Origin of the sequence: Pseudoalteromonas sp. AS71, from assembly GCF_038900275.1 — a bacterium.
Taxonomy (GTDB): domain Bacteria; phylum Pseudomonadota; class Gammaproteobacteria; order Enterobacterales; family Alteromonadaceae; genus Pseudoalteromonas.
Genome location: NZ_JBBMQZ010000032.1, coordinates 1 through 18712, shown reverse-complemented (window position 1 = coordinate 18712; position 18712 = coordinate 1). Strand labels below are relative to the sequence as shown.

The window sequence follows — 18712 nt, the reverse complement described above, 5'->3', positions numbered from 1 at the left end:
GTAAAACTGATTAGCACGCTTTTAATGTTTTAAATCAAATCAATGATATTGCTAAAACAATCGCTTTTACGTAAGTCTTTAGCATCCATTGGCCTTGCAAAGTAGTAACCTTGCAGTACATTGCATCCAACTCCAGCTAAAAAGTTCATCTGTTCGCGCGTTTCTACTCCTTCTGCAATACAGTAAAGATCTAGGTTTTCGGCCAATGAAAGAATGGTCTTAATAATTGACTCATCACCTTTATCTATACCAATACTGTTTACAAAGCTTTGATCTATTTTAATAACATTAATAGGAAATTGGCTCAAATAGGTGAGTGACGAGTAACCTGTACCAAAATCGTCAAGTAGTAATTTAAAGCCAGCAGCTTTTAAGTTATGTAGCTGCTTGGCTGCTTTGAGTTTATCTTCTAGTAAAATACTCTCTGTTATTTCAAGTCTTAATTGTCTTGGATGAACTTGAGAGTCCGCTAATATAGACATTAACCTTTGGGTTATGTTTGTTTTTAAAATGTGTTTAGGCGATAAGTTTAAAGATATGTAAAACAATGGGTTTTCGCTGAGTATAGGTGCAAGTTCAATAAGAGCTCGTTGCAATGCTTGCTCAGTAAGGAGTTCTATTAAACCGGTTTCCTCTGCGACAGGAATAAAAAGTGCAGGCGATACTAACTGTCCTTGATTGTTCCAGCGCATGAGTAACTCCACGCCATTTATCGTTTTTTCTTCTATGTCGATGATAGGCTGATAGTGATTAAAAAATCGGTTGTCTTTCACTGCATCTTTTAAATCATTTTCGAGCAGTAACTTTTGTTTTATCAGCTCATTCATTTCATCGCTAAAAAACTTAAAGTCGTTTCTCCCGCCTTGTTTAGCGTGCATCATGGCTACATCAGCATTACGGATAAGTAAATCGGTGGTTACAGCATCGAATGGGTATAAAGCAACGCCAATACTGGCTGAAATATTAATAGAGAAGTCTTCAATAATTACTTTATTAGCTAACTCATTACTAATTTTTCTTACTGTATCGCGAAGAGACTGAAGCGATTTTATATTTTGAATCAGCACTAAAAATTCATCACCACTTTGTCGGCCAAGTTTTGCGTTTGCGCCGAGCATACCGTTCACTCTTTGAGTAATATTACACAAGAGCTTATCGCCAACTGCGTGGCCAAAAGAGTCATTAACAGGTTTAAACTTATCTAAATCAATAAATAATAATGCGCATTGTGTATTACTTTCATCGGCATACTTAATCGCTTCCTCAATGTTTTGATACATTAAACTACGATTTGGGAGATGCGTTAGAGGATCAAAGTTAGCCAAATAGCGCAATTCGTTTTCAGCACGTTTTTGCTCGGTTAAATCTGTAATAACCACCACATAGTAACTTGCAGTATCTTTTGTAACTGCTGTGGCACTTATATGAATTGGATGTTCGTTATTTCTTGCTGTTTTTATATAAGCATCACTTTGCCAATTTTCTGTCGGTTTTAATTTTTTTAAAATACCAGCAAACTCTTTACACTTATCTTTACCAATCGCTTTTATGAACAATTTAGGACTAATTTTAGTGGCTACTTTTTCATTTGAAAATGTTTCAATAAAACTGTTGTTCGCAGAAAATGGCATTAAATGTTTATCGAGTATAAGGAGCCAGTCATTTATTTGGCTGAACGCTTCACCTAAAATTTTTGCTTGTTGCTCGTTAGCACGTTGGGCTGTGATATTAGTATATATGCCAGAAACATATAACGGCTCATTTGTTTGAGGATCATATATAACTTGACCTGTATCTTGATACCATAACCAATGGCCATCTTTGTGCTGTAAGCGATAGGTTGCTTGCCAGTTTTGTTGTTTTTTGTATTTGAAGTAGTTTTCCCATTGGTTTTCAAAACGACGTCGATCATCAGGGTGTATTAGCGCCAAAAATTGTTCTATGTGTACGCGTACAGGCAAGCCTGTATAGCCTAATTCAATTCCTCTGAGCGTGCTTACGGAAGCATCTTTAAAATTATAATCCCACACGCCACTTTTGTTATTTTTAAGCGCGAGCTCTGTTTGCTTTTGCGAATGAATAGTCGCTCTATGAGCTTGTTCTATTGCAACTTGGCGGCTGCGGTATTGCCAAAAAATAAAAAACAATACGGCTAGTATTAAGGCTATATAGGCGGCAATAGCAAAGGGCGACTTCCATGGAGCGTAAGCTACGTTGATGTTAAGCGTGGCTGGTTCGCTTGTAACAATACCATCGCGATTATGTGCTGATATTTTTAGTGAGTAACTACCCGGTTGGAGCTTTGTGAAAAACACTTGATTAGATTGTAAGTCTTCATATGTAAGAGACGTTGGCCCTAAAAGGGTAACTTTATAATACGCTTTGTCTATATTGGGGTAAGAAAAGTTAGAAAAACTAACCGTAAGCCCCATATCTTCATAACTGAGCTCAAGTGGTTGGCTAAGATATTGATGAGGGTAATAATTGAGCTCTTTGGTAAAAAGATTTATACCGGTAATCGCTACATTATTTTTTTTAAATAACTCTTCTTCATCAAAGTCTAGAGGGTCAAAGAGTAGAGCTCCGACATTACTGCCAAAAATTAGCCTGTCATCATTTAACGTTGTTGCAGCTACAGGAGTAAATTGGTTTATATTCAATCCGTCCTTTACTGAATAACTCACCACAATGAGTGTATCTAGGTTTATTTGGTATAAACCATTGTTACTACTTACCCATAAAAAACCATTTTGATCAGGAAGTAATGAATAGATAGAGTCAGTATTAAATGAATTTTTTAATCCTATGTAGTGTTTTCTCTCATAAGTAACTGGGTCAACACCAATTAAGCCTTCCTGGGTGGTTGCCAACCATAAAGTATTCCGTTTTGAGTCTAAGTAAAAGTTTTCTACAGTGTAAAAAATATCTTCTTTAGGATTAAAAGACTGAAATATAGTCGTTAAAGTTTTCGTTTTTTCGTTGTACCTAAAAAAACTTTTTGATGTACCAAGCACAAACTCTTCAGGATGTGTGTCGAGGTGTTTATAAAAAGCGTAAGAAAATAAAGGGTCGACTTGCTCTTTGAGTCCCTTGATAATTCTTGTTTTTCCGGTTGTTTCATTAAAAAGATAAAAGTTATCATCAGACATAAATGCATATGTGTCTGCAGATAATTGGGAAAAGCCAAATAAGTTTGATCGGTTAATTACATCATTCTCTGTGTCTTGGTTTTCAATAACTTTACCTGTTTGCTTATCAAAAAGTTTGAACCCGTTGAAAGTAACAAGCCAAAGGAATTGATTATCGCCAATTGAAGACGGAAAAATATCATAAACGGCAGATGCTCCATATATAGCTTTTGAGTCGGTCGAGCTTAAATATACTTTACTTTTATTTGTAACTTGGTCGTAGCGCGCAATACCATCTTCGGTCCCTAGCCATATAATATTATTTTTATCTTGATAGACAGCATGAACAGTATTATTCCCAGGTAAAAAAATATGTTTAAACCGTTGAGTTTTGACTGGCCAAGTAAACACTCCTTGGGTTCTAGAAGCTAGCCAAAGTACACCCGATTTATCAATCATTAGGTCGTTGATTGAGTTTTCACTAATATTAAACTTACTTTTTTCATAATTTAAAATGAACTCTAGTTCTTTGGTTTCGCGGTGATAACTGAACAATCCACTTTCGGTTGCTACAAACTCCCCGTAAACAGTATTGGCATAATCCCATATATTATAATCGGGGATTAAAGTTGTAATATTTGCTGCAGATATATTTTTGTTATTATCGAATGCTAATTGATACATGCCTTCAACAGTACCAACAAGTAATCCTAATTCATTATCAACACTTAAGAATTTGACGTTTACATTATCTATCGTATTTTTTTCAGGGGGATGAAGAGGGATTTTTACAAGTTCTGAATTATCTATATTTGCCGTGTATAAGCCATCATTTGTACCAATATATAAAGTATTTTTATATATCGTTAATGACCTAATGTAGTCACCTTCATTTGGTAGAGCTAGTTTAAGTGCAAAGCGTTTACTCGTCTCATCAAATGTATATATTTGACCATCTATGGCGAAGTAAAAAGTATTTTGTTTTTGGGTCATCGCGGAGATTGGAGAAAACATCTTTTGTTCTTTATCTATTTGACCTGAATAGATTTTTTCGGTTTTTAAAGTGAGGGGATCTATTATAAACGCACCAGAAAGATCAGTTGAAACGATAATCTTTCCGTCTTCGGCTTTAAATAACGCATAAATATAGTGTTTATCTAAGCCAAAGCCACCATTAAAAGTTTTTACTTTATACCCGTCAAAGCGATTTAAACCTTGTTGGGTAGCTATCCAAATATAGCCAATTTCGTCTTCTTGTGTCTGCAAAACGTAACTTTGCGAGAGACCTTCGTCAGTAGAAATACGTTGTAATTGTTGAGCATAGTTCTGTGATGCAAAAGTACATTGAATGCATAGTAAAAAAATAATGGTGATAGGAAAAAAAACTTTGCTCAAACGCACTTATAAACACTCTCAGTGGAGGATAGGATGATACTTAGCTAGATAGTAAATATAGCATAAGTTTTTATTTTTTAATTACAAATAATATACGTAAAGTTAAAAGTTCTATTTTCAAATAGTGAGCTAATCTAAATAGATAACAGTTAATGTTCATGAGGAGAGTATAGTGGTTTTATCTAATATTGATGTAAAAAACAGCGTATTATTAATAATAGACTTACAAGAGTTGCTTGCTCCTGCAATTAAAGATTTTCCGAATATTTTAAAAAGTACATTGCAGTTAGCGCAGGCAGGTATTATTCACGACGTCCCGGTCTTAATAACTGAGCAATATGTCAAAGGGTTGGGCGCGACTAATCAGCAAATTAAAAATACATTACCTAATGCTATGTATTTTCATAAAACGTACTTTAGTGCATGTGCAGAGCTTGGCTTTATTGATAAGTTAAAAAGCCATGATAAAAAGCAGGTTGTTGTTGTGGGCACTGAAGCGCATGTGTGTGTTTTACAAACATGCTTAGATTTAATAGAAAATGGTTTTGAGGTTATTGTCGTACACGATGGTATTGGCTCGAGAAATCCGCAACATAAAAACTTGGCAGTTGAGCAATTACGCCAAGCGGGTGCGGTAATTTCATGCGCTGAAATTGTTATTTTTCAATGGACAAAAAAAGCAGCAACGCCTACGTTTAAAAAAATACTGCCTATAATTAAGTAGACCACATGTATATAATGTAAATCAAATGCATTACTTTTTGATGTGTCGGTAGTTTATTATTGCGTTCAGTGAACTGAAACTCGTTTTTACACGTATATTGCAGACTGCTTTATAAAACAACAATGCAAACAACAATTTTAAGGTTTTTATGTCTAGTATTGGCCGGTTATTTACAATTATTTTCAGTCTTTTGTTTGTCGAGTCTATCGCTATTGGCTTGTATTTCGACACATTAGCGCAGGCCTTTATGATAGGTTTGCCATTGTGTTTATTACCTATATGGCTTTTAAACACACAAGGGGACAGCCCTGTTACCCCGCATGTGATAGCTGCTGCCATAATGATGTTTTCTTTTTTGCACATACAACAAACTTTTGGGTTGATTGAAGTCCATTTTGAAATATTTATTTTAATGCCCATGTTAATTGTTTTTGTACAGTGGCGAGTGTTTATTACTGCAATTGTATTCGTGGCAGTTCATCATTTGTCTTTTTATTATTTACAAACTCAAAATACAGGATTTTATGTATTTGATCCTGACAGGCTTGCTTTTACTACGGTGCTTATTCATGCTGGATACGCAATAGTTGAAGTGTTAGTTGCAGGCTACATTGCCATAATGTTGCAACGCGAACGTCGTGCAGCTCTATCTTTAAGTTATGCGACAGAGCAAATAATGAAAGACCCTGAAAACATAAAACTCTCTCTTCGCGCTGATGATACTAAAAGTGAAGCTGTAGCAGGTTTTAACACGTTACTAGATTACTTATCGGATGTTATTAAGCAGGTACAAACTCAATCTGAATCACTGCAAAAAAACTCACAAGAGCTTATACATGTTCATGATCAGTTGGCGGGTGGTGCAGTGCAGCGTACACAACAAACTGATGATATTGCTAATTCTGGCGCTCAAGTTGCTAATGGTTTTAAACTTGTAGAAGAAGAAAGTGAGGTGCTAAAGCGTCAAGTAGACCATATTACACAAGCTGCGAGCGACGCATTAAAAGAAGTTCTTCAAACAGATGCTAAAAGTAGAGAGCTGTTAACACTACTTAACCATACTGAAGAAAAAATAAACCTCTTAGTGGCTGCGGGTGATGTTATTTCAGGTCTTCTAAATGAGATATCAGGTATTGCTGAGCAAACAAACTTACTTGCTTTAAATGCCGCTATAGAAGCTGCCCGTGCAGGCGAACATGGTCGAGGTTTTGCTGTTGTTGCTGATGAGGTAAGATCTTTGGCTAACCATAGTAAAGCAACAACAGATAAAATTAGTCTAACATTAAAAGATCTTGTTAATAATAGTAAAACGTCAACACAATCAATGAGTCAGTGTGTGAGTTTTGTAGTTGATTTAACAAGTATTAGTGCTGCAATGAAAGAAAATATTTCAGCAATGAGCGAGCAAATAGCCGCAGTATCTTCAAGTTCTGATTCAGTTGCACAAGTTGTAGCTGAGCAGGCAGGTAATACTGAATTAATAGCAAGCAGTACTGATACTATGCGACAAAATCAGTACCAAGATACGCAAATAGTGCAGCAGTTAACCGCTAAGGTGCAGTTAATCGATGTCAGTATTGATGTGTTAGAGCAAAGCATTGCCAAGTTTAAATAAATCTAACTCTTTCGTATTTTCGCTTATAGCTACATGGCTTATTTGTGTTGTTGCAGGGTTAGTTTATTTTCAATTAGAGCAGCTTAAACCGTTTGATAGCTCAAAAATTTTAATGCAAAAACATTGGTTTAGTAATTTTAAAAAGCAATTGGATTGGATTGATAGTGGTGAGCCGTCTTTAGTGCTTATAACAGAAAAAAACTGCGGGTGTACTATACAGGCTAAGCCACATATTTCATCGCTAACTTCTTTTGCTACGAATAAAGGCATAAAGATTGTGGAAGTTGAATTAACACCAATTCTTAAACACATTATTCCGGCAACGCCTGCTGCTGTTATTATTAACAAAGCGGGTGAATTTGTTTATGCAGGGCCGCTCTCCGAAGGATTAGCTTGTGCTCAGGGAAGTGGTTTTGTTGAAACTGTGGTCACTAATTTAGCTGCAGGTTTTAACTCAAACCTCTTAATTACACAAACCAAGGGATGTTACTGTGTAAATAATGCATAAATAACGTGCAGAAAAAATTAAAGCTCGCACTTAAATTAACAGTTGCGAGCTTTAATATTTATTAAATTGTAACTAAGCCATAAATACCTAATGACACAAACACACAAGCAGCAATAGCATGTACGGTGTTTAAAGATATTCTTTTTAGTAATGCATTTCCGGCGTATATAACAGGGACATTAGCAATTAGCATACCTAACGTGGTTCCTACCGTTACCCAAAACACAGACTGATATTGTGCGCCTAGCAACACCGTCGCTATTTGTGTTTTATCACCAATTTCTGCAATAAAAAATAATACAAAAGCGACTAAAAAAGCTCCGTAGCTATCATATTTACTACTTACAGTTTCGTCTTTGTCTGGAACTAGCAACCAAAGTCCAACTACAATAAAGCTTATGTTTACAAGCCAAGGTAAATATTCAGAAGAAAAACTATTACTTAACCACTGCCCAAACCATGCTGATAAACCATGATTGAGTAAGGTTGCGGCTAAAATACCAAGAATAAGCGCGCCTTTATTACGAAAGCGGGCGGCTAACAGGAGCGATAAAAGCTGGGTTTTATCGCCTATTTCGGCAAGTGTGACAGTGACGGTTGAGGTTAAAAAAACTTCCATTATTGATTCTTACAGGCGGGAATACTAAACCAAGGCAAACAACTATCTCCCGCCATGAGGATAGTGTCTACCTAGGTCTCGCCGATAACGCTTGCTACAACATTACAAACTTACCATGCACATGAGGTGCAATTATGTTGATAAGTTTACTCATTACTGAGCGGGCTACTCCCCTAAGAGGCGGGCATTATTCCACAAAACTTTTGTGCGGTAAATATTAAGAATCATACATAGTTAATTTATTTGGGAGTAATAACGTTAGCTTTTGGCAATTAGTTGATAGTCAGGAAAGTGCGATAAGCGGTCGGTCAGGGTTAATTATTATTAGCTAATAGATACTATGAGGAAACTTTTCCCTTTTACATAGTGAAATAAACTTCAACAATCATAATGTTTATAGCTGGCAATAGATTACACTATTTGCTATTAATATAAGTTCATTAAATAAGGATGTTTTCGCGCTAAAATATGGGAAGTGTACTCTGATAAAGTTGTTATATCTCAGAAGGAGTTGAGTCATGCGGATTTATTGTTTAGCTCTATATTTCTTCTGTTCGGCTGTGTTTGCCACTAGCTGCTATATTACCGAAGAGCAACGCACTGAAAATAGCATCAAATATCAGGATCAAGTCGAAATCGAGATAACACTTTCAGATTCAGATTACTCAGTGATGATATCAATTCCTTCTCAAATAGGTGAACTCCCATTTCAAGGAGTCTTCCTTGTTACTGATAGCCTAGAGGACCCAACATTTTTCACTCAGCTTCAATCTTTCGAAGAAAATGGAAAAAATGTAGCCTGGTACACAATAAATACTGGTTTAATTCGCCGTCACTTTATCGTGGCTAGCTTCGGTGAGTGTAGTATGGATGTCTTCAGGGAAGTTTTATACCATGAAATATAACAAAACCACTCAATGCTCTCGCTTCACTCGCTAGGACGCTAGGTATACAAGGAGGTCCTGTGAATTTAAATCAAGTTACGTTACCCGTAAATAACATGGATAAAGCTACAGAGTTTTATCGTGCTCTAGGTTTTACTCAAATAGTTGATACACCTCATTATGCACGTTTTGAATGTCCTGAAGGAAATTCAACTTTTTCATTATCTTTAGAAAGCTCTGACTTTAAGAGTTGTACTGTTATCTATTTCGAACACGAAGAGTTAGATAGTTGGGTTGCTCAATTAAAGTCTAAAGGTCTTAATTTCGATCAAGAGCCAACGGATCAGAGTTATTTGTGGCGAGAAGCTGTTTTATATGATCCGTCTGGTAATAAAATTAAACTTTATTGGGCAGGCGAAAACCGCCTTAATCCACCTTGGCGTGTCGAAATGCGCACCTAACAACACGTCCTGAGGTGGACGACCAGTAAAATTTAGCTATTAATTGCGAACTTTAAAAATGGTGAGCCTTACTTATTTTAGCCAACAGCAATTTGCCGTTTAAGACAGCGTTCTGCGCTTAGTCTAGTTCGGTTGTGATTCACTATTAGGAGTAAACTTTGAATAAAGGGATTTTGTTATTTTTACTCACCGTACTTTGTACCATCAATTCTGCGAACTCCGCAGAGACAACTTGGAAAACCCAAGGTTATGGTTACGTTTTTCATACTGTGGACAATAAAACAACAGCCTTTGATTTAACAACTAAGCATTGTTTGGAAAACCACTTTATCACCGATGAGTTTGAACAAATCTCGTTCATTGAAGAAACACAAAAAGTGAATAAATATAATCGCTTACTTAACTTTGGTGGTTTGTTTCCGTTAAAGCTAACGAAATTAGATAGTTTACCCGCTCAATGTCAATCCGAAAAAATTATTAGTATTAAAGACAAAAACTACGAATTTAATGCCAGTATTGTTCTTGACGTTCTAATGAATAATTTTGAAGAGCACTATGCATTTTCAAAAGATAAAGATATTAATTGGGTTGAGCAGAGAAAACTTTGGCAAAAAAGAATAACCTCAAAAACTACGCAAGATGAGCTATTTAGTATCATAGATGACTTTCTTAAAGAATTACGCGACGGTCATGCCATATTACTCAATCAAGAACTTGATAGGCTTTCACATTATTCACCAAGAAAGTGGTCATTTTGGGATGAATTAAAAGCGCACTCAGTAAATTACCCTGAATACTCAACTTACTGGGAATTACATACCGCATTAATTGAAAAATCTCAGGAAAACATTAAGAATTACATTGATAAAAACTATTCCACTCTTCAATATCACGATAATTTTACCTTAGCAAAAACGCCTCAAAATATTGCCTATTTAAAAATAAGTAACTTTGATGATTTCTCAAATAATGACGTAAAAGCAACAAAAGAGGTTATGGAGATATTTACGCCTATCATCAAACAAAGCAATGGTTTAATTATTGACTTACGTTTTAGTATGGGTGGAAGTGACTTAGTGGCATTTTCTATTTTATCTTACTTAATAGATTCAGAATTAGCCTTGGGGGGGAAACAGTTTAAAACATCGACAGGTTACAGTGAACTTCAAAAAATTGTTGTCGCTCCATCAAAAATTAATAATTACACAGGAAGCATTGTTGTTCTAACTAGTCAAAAAACACCTAGTGCGGCTGAAGTATTTCTTTTAGGTTTACAAGCAAGGGGCAATGTTACTTTTATTGGTGAAAGAAGCTACGGAGCTTTTAGCGATGCGTTAACAAAAGCTTTGCCTAATGGTTGGGGGATCACATTATCAAATGAAAGGTATCTCAATTCTCATGGGGAAAATTATGAAAACATTGGATTGCCTGTAGATCATGAATTTGTATTTCTTAATGTGAACAATATTGAAAGCGGAACAGATGTGCAGCTTAATGAGGCAATTAAAGCTTTTAGATAGGTGCATTCGGCGTATAACAAGGCGTCACTAATGTCCGCTGTTGGCACTTTTGCGAAGTTCGGTAGAAATTAGGATGACATCCATATTAACTGGGATAGCTTTGTTTGTTCAATTAAGGTGGTTGTCTGGTTTAATTTTTAATTGCATTATGGCAATTGCTTTTATTGCATGACCTAATTAAATTATCTTTATATGGCCCCCTTAATCGCTTTTCATTAAAGTTATTATTCGGCAACTTATCTCGAAAAAATGGTAAACAGGGAATTTTATGAACTACCTAAAAAAGCTAAGGCTCCTCGTCATAATCATTTGTCTCTTGCCTCTATTTTCTGCCAATGCTGTCATTGTTAAAGAACACATAATTAACTCTAAGACGTTGGGAGAAAAGCAAAACGTCACCGTTTATCTGCCAGATAATTATGGTGACTTTCCGGATTATAAATATCCAGTTTATTATTTTCTGGATGGCAAATATTACAAGGACATGATTCAGGGGGTTATGTCATCCTATTACGAGAATGGTTTGGCACCATCCATGATATTGGTTGCAATTGAAAACGAAAGCAGAATTAGGGATTACACACCGACTGAACATGTCGAATACAAACAAGGTGGTGGTGCGGATGTCTTTTTGGATTACATAGAGAGAGAGCTGCTTCCCTTTGTCGATAAGCACTACCAAGCCTCTGATTTTAAAACCTTGAATGGACACTCTCTTGGCGGGCTTCTTTCTTTGCATGCAATGCACTCCCGACCGGGGCTGTTTACTGCCCATGTAGCATTAAGCCCTTCTATCCACTGGGGCAATAAAGTCACATTGCCTAAACTGAAAAGGTACCTGTCTTCACAAGACAATTTGAATCAGTTTCTTTATGTCAATCTAGGAGATGAAGGCTTTCAGGTGATTGACGATTCGGCAATAGCTATGCGTGAGGGGTTTTTAGAATTAAAGGCATTTCTAGAAGAAACCAAACCCAACGGCCTCAGATTTAAGATAGAACATTTGCAAACGCTGCCCCACGTAGCGACGCTAATGACAGGTCTGGTTAATTCCACCAATGAATTGTATCGCAACTGGTCAGTACCTTTTAGAGTTTTTACAGAGGGACCTGAAGGTTTTGATAAGCATTTTAAGCTGCTGTCGCAAGACTTATTCCAGAAGATCAAACCTCGAAAAGGTGCGATCAATTTTGCTTCATATTATATTACAGGGCTTGATTCGCCCGAAAAAGGCATGGAGCTGTTGCAATATAACGCAGGGCTTTATTCAGATTCTGCATGGGTGTTGCTTAATCTGGCCAAAGGCTACGAAGAGAGAGGGGATCAAGATAAGGCTAAACAGCAAGCTATGCTGGCTCTTGGGAAAATCAAAAGCCATGAAGAAAACCTCAAAACCACTATCGATGAGTTTATTGCGGGGTTTGATACAGAGGAATAGATATGTAGGTATGCTAAAGGAGTCAACCCTTGATTTTATGTATCAAAAAACAACACCGCCCCGAATTGGCACTTTGGCGAAGTCCGCCTAGAGCGAGGAGCGGACACTGAAAAGTTAAATTTATTACTACTTCTTTGAGTAGGAGCCTAATTTTGTCCGATAACATTATTAAACGCCGCTTTGGGGAAAAATAACATGCTTAATATCTCGCTATTTTAATTACTTGTTTACAAAGCAATTATTGGTGAAATTATCGGGGTATGTAATATACGCCGTTTTGGTGTGTTATGAACCACCAAAATGGTGTTCAATAAGCTGTTAGGGTTTACGGAGAAACTGGTGCATATCAAATCTATTATTTTTATTATTTCACTTTTATCGTTTTCATCATTTGCAAATGATATTAGTGAATTCTGGGCAGCCGAGCCTGAATATTTAAAAGTTGTTAAAATCAATGTGTCCCAACTTTATAATAAAAATCCTGATTTACATGTCCTCGAATTTTCGATTAAACGTGACACTACAAAAATTGAAACAGACAATGAGTATTTTATTTACCTTAAAGCACTAGATAAAGCAGATATAACCTTAGATCCCGATCCTAATGTTCAGGCTTGGGCAAAATCCGAAGGTATTGAGGCAAATGAAATTGCTGTTTACAGTGCGATCTTCAAGTTGCCCAAAGGTGAGTTTAAGCCTTATATGCTATCGGTCATTCAATCTCGTGCTTTTTTAAATAATAAATGGGCGGAGTTGGTAAAGCCCTAACAAAGCAAATCAACTAGGACACGTAACAGTTGGCAACGTTTCGCTACACAATTTTAGCCAACCATTACTTAGCCTGTTATTTAGGCGTTGGTATGACTCCCACTGTCAAGTTAAACGCACTGATCCCTGCCTAACTTTTTAAGCCATAATTACTTTAACTCGAATTAGAGCGAGTTAATACATAGGATGAAGCAAGTAATGTCGTCGGTTATCTTGCTGATATTCGTTGGTTATTACTATTTCTAGTAACAGAGCAGACCTTACTTATTGCGTCCTGTGGCGGTCACCGATGGCACCTGTCTTCAGTCTATGTTCGTGGTTCAATGCAGCGTTAGCTACATTGCCATCCTAACGCCGTCGGTGGTTGTGCCACACCCGATGCTTGATCCCATGCATTAACTCTAATTCGTTTATCATGCGGGTACTCTTGCCAATCTAAGTTTTGTATTCACTCGCGTAAGCACCACTTCTTTTGCAATAGCTCATATGTACGCAATCATTTCTCGGGCAATGGCGGTAACAACCAGATTGTAGTGTTTCCCTTTGGCTATCATTTTTTATAGCGTTTGCAGAGCCTAATCTGTGCTTTCCACGCAATATCAATAATGTCCTTTGGTAAGCCTTCTTGTCGTTTTTGCATATCGGTCGATATATTTGCCGCATACCGATAAGTGTGTGCACCTTCCACAAGAAGGCGTCTTGCTCGGCCATTTCCGCATTTTGTGATGGCGCCAATATGGCGTTTGCCACCACTCGAGTGTTCACTGGGTACAAGACCGAGATAACTCATTAATTTACGGGGATGGTCGAAACGCGATAAATCGCCAAGCTCAGCAACAACGCCGGTGGCGACCAACAAACGGACACCACGCATAGCTTGTATTGCTTTGACAACAGGATAATAACGCCACTGGTGAACGTGGTGTGTTAGTTCATTGTCTAGCCGTTCAAGTCGGCTTATTCGTTCGGTAATTGTGTGTAAAGACTCTGTAAGACGATGTGCTGAGCGGGGTGTGGCAGCACAAGCCCAGTAAGCGAACGTAAATGTTTTTGTTACCAATTCGCAGTGCCTTTGTAATTGATATTATTGCGAAGCAACAGCGCCTTTAATTGATATTTAGCATCTTTTAAGTCCTTCATTGCCACTTCGCGTGCACGAGATAAATCGCGTACAGCTTCATCTTCAGGCTCGGGAACATAGATAGGTGTTAAATCTTCAGACTTAAGTAATTTAGCAAGCTTAAGAGCATCACGTTTATCGGTTTTAATCTTCTCACCAGGTTTTTTAGGAATAAGAGAGGGCGCCACCACGTAACAGCAATGGCCGAGGCTGGTAATTAACCTGTAAATCCAATAACCACATGGGCCTGCTTCATAAACAAAATGAAGTGTTGCGCCAGGGTATTTCGATTCGAACTGACGAACAAGCTTTTGAACGGCCACTTTGGAAGACGAAACTCGGCCAAGATGAACAGGTTGCGCACTTCTATGTTCTTCAATATAGGCGACTTCATTGAATTCTTTATGTGTATCAAGACCGATAAAAAGTATGCTATGTTTATTCATGTTAGCCTCTGCTGTTTAGTTAATTGACAAACTAATTATGGCTCTGGCTTTGAATTAAGCTAACCCACGAAAAGCGGAGGCTAACACCGTGTGGGAGTCATTATGTCTATGTTTTTTTCAAACTATGAGTAAATTTAAAGTTTTGTTAATCCCAGTAGCTACTTTACTAGGAGCGCTATTAGGTTATTTTCTAGCACCGCCACAACCACTTTATCCCTTTGCAGGTGAAAAGCATGAACTTGAACTCATTTACTATATTGAGCTTCATATAATTATTTATTTAGGTTTCTTTTCAGCATGCTTCACATTTTTATCTTCTAAGCTCCTCAATACTTCCATAAGTTTAGCCATAGGTTCATTAATTTCAGTTGGTTTATTTATTGGCTCAATAGATGATTTAAGGAGCGGAGCTATACCTTATTACAGTTTTCGCGAAATAGTTGTATATATTGTTGGTTGTATTTCTTGGTATGGTATAGTTTATTTGTTAAGTAGCTTTTCCAATAAAAACAAAGTGGTATAAACACATAACAAGACGTTAAAGGCTTCCATTTTGGGCCTCCTAGAGGTAAAGTGAAAGAATAGATAGTGATTAATAGTGTTTCTCGCAGGTCTTATAGATAGTCGACTTTACGACAACCCCTGAGTATGCGTATTGAAACAAATTACTCCTGTTGATCCGAAAGTCTTGTTACAAACATTAATTGTTTCCGCTCAAATATTGGTAATCAACAGAAGCATATTCCATGTATTAATGAGATAGGTAAATACATTAATTAATGGAACGGAGTAACTATAAGTTACTCAAACGGACGCTAAACAGTTGGCTAGCTTCGTTCCTCGCAATTTTAGCCAACAATTTCGCGCCGCTTAGTAGGCGTTAGGTACTTCATAGTGTTTAGGTGTAATTTTCAAGTTTTATTGATATCAATTATTGGAATGCCATTTGCATCAGCGCAAGATGATAAATTGTGCGAACACTTAATTTCCTTTGCTAGCAAATCAAAAGTCGGCAAACCTTTAAAGGTAAAATTGATTAATGATTTGGCTAACTTCTCAAAGAGCTGTGAACATAATGAGACAGAGGAAGGTAAGGAGTTCTGCAATTACTTAATAAAAAACACTTCAACTGAATTTATGGATATTAATTTATCAAGAGTGCTGAGTTGTAGTGTAAATGATTTTAATCTTGGTAGTGTTCACCTAAATAAAATATCAGGTGAATTTTCAGTATTTGAAACACCTAGACTAAACCAAGACATTACATTGAATATAAACTTTTCAATTGGCGACGATGTAATAAATGACTTTATAGAAATCAAGACTGAGAATGAGAATGAGCCTGTAGAATAAGTACCTCACAAGCGCATGAAATTCGACTTCACAAACTGTCCGATTTTTTGCGAAAAATAAACGGTGCAAAAATACGTCCAACATGTTCCGCAATTTATGCGGGCGTTATGTAACTATGAGTAAACTATGAAATTTGTATTCTTATTAATCTTTCTTTCTATTAATGCGCACGCAGAAAAATCGAATTTGAATGATGTTGTAAATAAAATTAAATCTGATAAAAGCTATACAATTTTAAGTACTCAATGTCCCACTGAATTCTTTCCTGAATCGGGTGTACTTTATAAAAACCATATAGATTACTGCTCAACTAATCTTAATTCATGCTTAAAACTATGTAATGACGGTGACGCTAATTATTGTTTATCGTTAGCAAATTACACTCAGGGCAAAACCGAAGGTGAATATTATTCTGAAGCTTTATTTTCAAAATCTTGTAAATTAGGCCAAGTTAGCGCATGTACAAATAGAGCTTCAGGCTTAATTAAATATAATGGTGATTCATCTTTAACCTGTGCAGTTAAGACTTTTGAACTTTCTTGTTCTAAAAATGATGCGTGGGGCTGTACAATGTATGGGGCTTATTTGGCTCAAGGTAAAGGCGTTGAACGAGATTTTGATAAAGCTTTAAAAGTGCTTGAGGTTGGTTGTCAAAATGGAATTCAAGATCCTGCTTGCCAAAACGCACAAAATATTAGCAATCAAATTAAAGCTGTATTATCTAAAAGTGAATGAAATAGGGCGTTACATAACAAGATAATTGGACTCCCAACTTCTACACTTAGGTAGAAATTTTTTTTCGGAGTTCAATTATGAATAAGTTAAGACTTGGTGTCGATTTAGCTCATAAATTAATACAAGTTTGTAGTTCTACAAAGAATAAAGTGCACTCAAATAATGAGATGACACTGCAACAATTTAGTGAGTACTTGGTATCGCTTAGTTCTTCAACGATTATTTTTGAGGCCTGTGCGAGTGGTAATTATTGGCATCAATTTGCAACTTCACTTGGTCATAATTCCTTACTAATATCTGCGGGATTAGTTATGTCTGTTCGTCAAAGTCAAAAAACAGATAAAAATGATGCTTTGGCTGTTTTACAAGCATCGCTGTTACCAGATGTTCACTTTATTACTGCAAAATCAATTAATGAACAGCAAGCGCAATCAATGCTCAAATTGAGAGAGCACAGTGTTAAACAAAAAGTAGCGCTTAAAAATCAACTCACAGGTTTACTGCGTGAATTTAATATAAGCAGTGGTCGCTCAATAAGTTAGTTTGCAGGTACAATCCAAGATACATTGGAAGATGCCGAGAATGGTTTTTGTGATGCATTTAGAAAAATGCTTAAAGTATTATTGGATTTATATTTAACGTTAACTGAAGCAATCACGACCTATGATTTAGCATTGGCTGAATGGGTTGATGAAACACCAAGCTGTAAAAAACTAATGCGCCTAGAAGGGGTTGGGATTTTAAATGCCATTCATTTTTTTATTAATTTGTCGTCGGGTGAATTAGCCAGGTTTAAAGCGGGCAAAGATGCCGCTGCTTGTATAGGTTTGACAACGACTCAGCACAGCTCTGGTGGTAAAGTAAGTTTAGGTAGAATAAGTCGGCGTCGAAATACAACATTACGTAGTTTACTGATTACAGGTGCAATGGCTGTCATCCAACAAGTTGTTAAGCGAGAGCCAAAAACAAGTAAAGAGCGCTGGCTTAAAGCGTTAATAGAACGACGAGGAAAAAAGTGTGCAGCAGTCGCATTAGCTAATAAAACGGTTAGAACCGCTTTTTCTTTAATCAATAATAAAACAGAATATAAAGCTGTTTTATTATAAAAAAATCAAACATCAGCTTTAGCTAAATTAACAACATGTTAGACGACACAGTATAGTCACAAGAGCGAAAAGCTCGTTAACAAGAAGAGTGCTCTAACACGCGAAATTATTTTGGAGTCGAGGTAGCGCCTCATTTAGAACTCGTACATAAGAAAGCGAATTTATTTAGTTAAAATAGTTGTTGATAAATGGGACTCCACATAAGTGACTATGAAGCCACCGTCCGCAATTGGCACAAACCGGAAATCACCCCTCCATAAATTCCGTATTTATACATTAAGGTTTTTAAAGCCTTAATGTAATTAATTTGCAACCATTCAAATATTTAGCTAAACCGAATTTTACTTACATTTAAAGTGGGCTTTAATTAACAAAGCTCGATTTATGTACTATACTTTATTTCAATTTAGGCTTTTTCAGCGGCTGAAAAATTTCGATTTAAGTGGCACTGGCCAAAAAAAATTCAAATAATACACATTTTTTCAAATAACAATTGATAACCATTTTCGTTTAGATTAGTATGCACCTACTAAATGAAATTGAGAGTGGTTTGTATTCATGTATATTTGTCTATGTCACGGTGTGACTGATAAAAAAATTGAGCAAACAATTGACGATGGTGCAACAACCATGCGTGAATTAACTAAAGAGCTTAAAGTAGGCAGCCAATGCGGTAAGTGTTGTGGTTGTACTAAAAAGATCCTTAATCGCAGACTTATTCAGATTGCGGATGTGACGGATCAAGTTGCTTAATTACATATAAAATTTAGATATAAAAAAAGCAGCTTTTTAGCTGCTTTTTTTATGCTTGTTACTGTCTTGTCCTGAAATGTGTTTACACATTTAGGACTTATTCTATGAAAACCACTAAAACTAAAGACGTTAAGCGTAC

At 36.4% G+C, this 18712-nt stretch carries 14 protein-coding genes and 2 pseudogenes; 13 read left to right on the top strand and 3 right to left on the bottom strand.

The features are described 5' to 3' along the window. Nucleotides 1-29: 29 nt before the first annotated feature. Nucleotides 30-4529, bottom strand: a complete 4500-nt coding sequence (locus WNY98_RS18905) for an EAL domain-containing protein (RefSeq protein WP_342878649.1) — start codon at nt 4527-4529, stop codon at nt 30-32. A gap of 166 nt (nt 4530-4695) precedes the next feature. Between WNY98_RS18905 and WNY98_RS18900 the strand changes: the two genes are divergently transcribed. The 3 genes from WNY98_RS18900 (at nt 4696) to WNY98_RS18890 (ending at nt 7370) form a co-directional block, all read left to right on the top strand. Then, complete coding sequence (locus tag WNY98_RS18900; protein ID WP_024600567.1) at nt 4696-5247, top strand: isochorismatase family protein; 552 nt, start codon at nt 4696-4698, stop codon at nt 5245-5247. A 148-nt stretch (nt 5248-5395) separates the two neighbouring features. Next, entirely contained in the window at nt 5396-6862 is a 1467-nt protein-coding gene (locus WNY98_RS18895) for a methyl-accepting chemotaxis protein (RefSeq protein ID WP_342878648.1), read from the top strand. Next, nucleotides 6846-7370 (top strand): DUF6436 domain-containing protein, encoded by a 525-nt coding sequence (locus tag WNY98_RS18890; RefSeq protein ID WP_342878647.1) that lies wholly within the window; start codon nt 6846-6848, stop codon nt 7368-7370. The genes WNY98_RS18895 and WNY98_RS18890 overlap by 17 nt, the downstream gene beginning before the upstream one ends. A 61-nt stretch (nt 7371-7431) precedes the next feature. Here the strand turns inward: WNY98_RS18890 and WNY98_RS18885 are convergent, their stop codons facing one another. Next, nucleotides 7432-7989, bottom strand: coding sequence for a TMEM165/GDT1 family protein (locus WNY98_RS18885; protein ID WP_342878646.1), 558 nt, complete (start codon nt 7987-7989; stop codon nt 7432-7434). 518 nt (nt 7990-8507) lie between these two features. On the opposite strand from WNY98_RS18885, the gene WNY98_RS18880 reads away from it, so the two are divergent. The 5 genes from WNY98_RS18880 to WNY98_RS18860 all read left to right on the top strand — a co-directional run bounded on the left by WNY98_RS18880 (nt 8508) and on the right by WNY98_RS18860 (nt 13060). Then, a complete protein-coding gene (locus WNY98_RS18880; RefSeq protein WP_024600563.1) occupies nt 8508-8894 on the top strand; it encodes a hypothetical protein in 387 nt (128 codons plus the stop codon). A gap of 59 nt (nt 8895-8953) precedes the next feature. Further along, nucleotides 8954-9334: a VOC family protein gene (locus tag WNY98_RS18875; RefSeq protein ID WP_024600562.1), complete on the top strand. Its 381-nt coding sequence runs from the start codon at nt 8954-8956 to the stop codon at nt 9332-9334. A gap of 158 nt (nt 9335-9492) precedes the next feature. Next, nucleotides 9493-10854, top strand: coding sequence for a S41 family peptidase (locus tag WNY98_RS18870; protein WP_342878645.1), 1362 nt, complete (start codon nt 9493-9495; stop codon nt 10852-10854). A gap of 268 nt (nt 10855-11122) precedes the next feature. Next, nucleotides 11123-12292, top strand: coding sequence for an alpha/beta hydrolase-fold protein (locus WNY98_RS18865; protein ID WP_342878644.1), 1170 nt, complete (start codon nt 11123-11125; stop codon nt 12290-12292). Between the two features lie 339 nt (nt 12293-12631). Continuing rightward, nucleotides 12632-13060, top strand: a complete 429-nt coding sequence (locus tag WNY98_RS18860; protein ID WP_024600559.1) for a hypothetical protein — start codon at nt 12632-12634, stop codon at nt 13058-13060. Nucleotides 13061-13473: 413 nt separating this feature from the next. Here WNY98_RS18860 and WNY98_RS18855 read toward each other — a convergent pair. Continuing rightward, a pseudogene (locus WNY98_RS18855) lies at nt 13474-14626 on the bottom strand (IS110 family transposase). Between the two features lie 124 nt (nt 14627-14750). On the opposite strand from WNY98_RS18855, the gene WNY98_RS18850 reads away from it, so the two are divergent. The 5 genes and pseudogenes from WNY98_RS18850 to WNY98_RS18830 all read left to right on the top strand — a co-directional run bounded on the left by WNY98_RS18850 (nt 14751) and on the right by WNY98_RS18830 (nt 18573). Then, complete coding sequence (locus tag WNY98_RS18850) at nt 14751-15149, top strand: hypothetical protein (protein ID WP_024600558.1); 399 nt, start codon at nt 14751-14753, stop codon at nt 15147-15149. Nucleotides 15150-15565: 416 nt separating this feature from the next. After that, nucleotides 15566-15979: a hypothetical protein gene (locus WNY98_RS18845; RefSeq protein WP_342878643.1), complete on the top strand. Its 414-nt coding sequence runs from the start codon at nt 15566-15568 to the stop codon at nt 15977-15979. A 126-nt stretch (nt 15980-16105) separates the two neighbouring features. After that, a complete protein-coding gene (locus WNY98_RS18840; RefSeq protein WP_342878642.1) occupies nt 16106-16714 on the top strand; it encodes a hypothetical protein in 609 nt (202 codons plus the stop codon). Between the two features lie 77 nt (nt 16715-16791). Then, nucleotides 16792-17820: pseudogene (locus tag WNY98_RS18835) on the top strand (IS110 family transposase). A gap of 558 nt (nt 17821-18378) precedes the next feature. Next, a complete protein-coding gene (locus tag WNY98_RS18830) occupies nt 18379-18573 on the top strand; it encodes a (2Fe-2S)-binding protein (protein ID WP_002960627.1) in 195 nt (64 codons plus the stop codon). Nucleotides 18574-18712: the final 139 nt, after the last annotated feature.

Excerpts from the sequence above, each read along its gene's own strand:
- WNY98_RS18895 (WP_342878648.1), top strand. The coding sequence starts at position 5,396 with ATGTCTAGTATTGGCCGGTTATTTACAATTATTTTCAGTCTTTTGTTT.
- WNY98_RS18885 (WP_342878646.1), bottom strand. The coding sequence starts at position 7,989 with ATGGAAGTTTTTTTAACCTCAACCGTCACTGTCACACTTGCCGAAATA.
- WNY98_RS18880 (WP_024600563.1), top strand. The coding sequence starts at position 8,508 with ATGCGGATTTATTGTTTAGCTCTATATTTCTTCTGTTCGGCTGTGTTT.
- WNY98_RS18865 (WP_342878644.1), top strand. The coding sequence starts at position 11,123 with ATGAACTACCTAAAAAAGCTAAGGCTCCTCGTCATAATCATTTGTCTC.
- WNY98_RS18850 (WP_024600558.1), top strand. The coding sequence starts at position 14,751 with ATGAGTAAATTTAAAGTTTTGTTAATCCCAGTAGCTACTTTACTAGGA.
- WNY98_RS18845 (WP_342878643.1), top strand. The coding sequence starts at position 15,566 with ATGCCATTTGCATCAGCGCAAGATGATAAATTGTGCGAACACTTAATT.
- WNY98_RS18840 (WP_342878642.1), top strand. The coding sequence starts at position 16,106 with ATGAAATTTGTATTCTTATTAATCTTTCTTTCTATTAATGCGCACGCA.
- WNY98_RS18830 (WP_002960627.1), top strand. The coding sequence starts at position 18,379 with ATGTATATTTGTCTATGTCACGGTGTGACTGATAAAAAAATTGAGCAA.